The 2,992-nt window shown below is 49.5% G+C and carries 1 rRNA gene; it reads left to right on the top strand.

The features are described 5' to 3' along the window. Positions 1–86 precede the first annotated feature (86 nt). Positions 87–2,973, top strand: a 23S ribosomal RNA gene (locus tag ACT3RM_RS17385). Positions 2,974–2,992 lie beyond the last annotated feature (19 nt).

Consider the following 2,992-nt stretch of genomic DNA (forward strand, 5'->3'; position numbering starts at 1 on the left):
TGATTAATTGGTATCTACTTTAGTATTCAATATTAACTTCTGGCGAAGTTAAACTGTCACAAAACAAAGACCCGTTTGGGTTGTATGGTTAAGTGACTAAGCGTACACGGTGGATGCCTTGGCAGTTGGAGGCGATGAAGGACGTATTAACTTGCGATAAGCTTAGTCAAGCTAGTAAAAAGCACTTGAGACTAAGATTTCCGAATGGGGAAACCCACCTGCTTGCAGGTATCGTTAACTGAATACATAGGTTAACGAGGCGAACGCGGAGAACTGAAACATCTAAGTACCCGTAGGAAAAGAAATCAACCGAGATTCCGGAAGTAGCGGCGAGCGAAACCGGAACAGCCCTTAAGCTTTTGTTGTGTTAATGGAAGGTGCTGGAAAGCGCCACGATACAGGGTGATAGTCCCGTACATGAAAATGCAATTTAAGTGAAATCGAGTAGGTCGGAGCACGTGAAACTTTGACTGAATATAGGTGGACCATCATCTAAGGCTAAATACTCCCAACTGACCGATAGTGAACCAGTACCGTGAGGGAAAGGCGAAAAGAACCCCTGTGAGGGGAGTGAAATAGAACCTGAAACCGTGTACGTACAAGCAGTAGGAGCCTACTTGTTAGGTGACTGCGTACCTTTTGTATAATGGGTCAGCGACTTATATTTTGTAGCGAGGTTAACCGAATAGGGTAGCCGTAGGGAAACCGAGTCTTAACTGGGCGATGAGTTGCAAGGTATAGACCCGAAACCCGGTGATCTAGCCATGGGCAGGTTGAAGATTGAGTAACATCAATTGGAGGACCGAACCCACTAACGTTGAAAAGTTAGGGGATGACCTGTGGTTAGGAGTGAAAGGCTAATCAAACCGGGAGATAGCTGGTTCTCCCCGAAATCTATTTAGGTAGAGCCTCGGACGAATACTTACGGGGGTAGAGCACTGTTAAGGCTAGGGGGTCATCCCGACTTACCAACCCTTTGCAAACTCCGAATACCGTAAAGTACTATCCGGGAGACACACGGCGGGTGCTAACGTCCGTCGTGAAGAGGGAAACAACCCAGACCGCCAGCTAAGGTCCCAAAGTCATAGTTAAGTGGGAAACGATGTGGAAAGGCACAGACAGCCAGGAGGTTGGCTTAGAAGCAGCCATCCTTTAAAGAAAGCGTAATAGCTCACTGGTCGAGTCGGTCTGCGCGGAAGATGTAACGGGGCTAAACTATGCACCGAAGCTGCGGATTCATCTTAGGATGAGTGGTAGGGGAGCGTTCTGTAAGCGGTTGAAGGTGTGCCGGGAGGCATGCTGGACGTATCAGAAGTGCGAATGCTGACATGAGTAACGATAATGCGGGTGAAAAACCCGCACGCCGGAAGACCAAGGGTTCCTATCCCATGTTAATCAGGGTAGGGTAAGTCGACTCCTAAGGCGAGGCCGAAAGGCGTAGTCGATGGGAAACGGATTAATATTTCCGTACTTGGTATAATTGCGATGGGGGGACGGAGCAGGCTAAGCAAGCATGGCGATGGTTGTCCATGTGAAAGTGAGTAGGTTAGTGACTTAGGTAAATCCGGGTTACTGTTAGACTGAGACACGAGACGAGCCACTAAGGTGGTGAAGTTGTTGATGCCATACTTCCAGGAAAAGCCTCTAAGCTTCAGATTATACCGAATCGTACCCCAAACCGACACAGGTGGTCAGGTAGAGAATACTAAGGCGCTTGAGAGAACTCGGGTGAAGGAACTAGGCAAAATCGTACCGTAACTTCGGGAGAAGGTACGCTCCGATGGGTGACGGGATTTACTCCCTGAGCTAATTGGAGCCGCAGTGACCAGGTGGCTGGGACTGTTTATTAAAAACACAGCACTGTGCAAAATCGCAAGATGACGTATACGGTGTGACACCTGCCCGGTGCCGGAAGGTTAATTGATGGGGTTATCCTTAGGGAGAAGCTCTTGATCGAAGCCCCGGTAAACGGCGGCCGTAACTATAACGGTCCTAAGGTAGCGAAATTCCTTGTCGGGTAAGTTCCGACCTGCACGAATGGTGTAACCATGGCCACGCTGTCTCCACCCGAGACTCAGTGAAATTGAAATCGCAGTGAAGATGCTGTGTACCCGCGGCTAGACGGAAAGACCCCGTGAACCTTTACTACAGCTTGGCACTGAACATTGAACCTACATGTGTAGGATAGGTGGGAGACTTTGAAGCAGAGACGCTAGTTTTTGTGGAGTCAACCTTGAAATACCACCCTTGTAGTTTTGATGTTCTAACGTCGGTCCCTGAATCGGGATTACGGACAGTGTCTGGTGGGTAGTTTGACTGGGGCGGTCTCCTCCTAAAGAGTAACGGAGGAGCACGAAGGTTGGCTAAGTACGGTCGGACATCGTACGGTTAGTGTAATGGTAGAAGCCAGCTTAACTGCGAGACAGACACGTCGAGCAGGTACGAAAGTAGGTCATAGTGATCCGGTGGTTCTGAATGGAAGGGCCATCGCTCAACGGATAAAAGGTACTCCGGGGATAACAGGCTGATACCGCCCAAGAGTTCATATCGACGGCGGTGTTTGGCACCTCGATGTCGGCTCATCACATCCTGGGGCTGAAGTCGGTCCCAAGGGTATGGCTGTTCGCCATTTAAAGTGGTACGCGAGCTGGGTTTAGAACGTCGTGAGACAGTTCGGTCCCTATCTGCCGTGGGCGTTTGAGAATTGAGAGGGGTTGCTCCTAGTACGAGAGGACCGGAGTGAACGAACCGCTGGTGTTCGGGTTGTCATGCCAATGGCATTGCCCGGTAGCTACGTTCGGAACTGATAAGCGCTGAAAGCATCTAAGCGCGAAGCAGGCCTCGAGATGATTTCTCACTAGACTTTTAAAGTCTCTGAAGGGCCGTTGAAGACTACAACGTTGATAGGCAAGATGTGGAAGCATGGTGACATGTTAAGCTAACTTGTACTAATTACCCGTGAGGCTTAACCATACAACGCCAAACGCGTTTT

It is taken from the genome of Pseudoalteromonas sp. AOP7-A1-14 (genome assembly GCF_052376275.1).
Classification (GTDB): domain Bacteria; phylum Pseudomonadota; class Gammaproteobacteria; order Enterobacterales; family Alteromonadaceae; genus Pseudoalteromonas.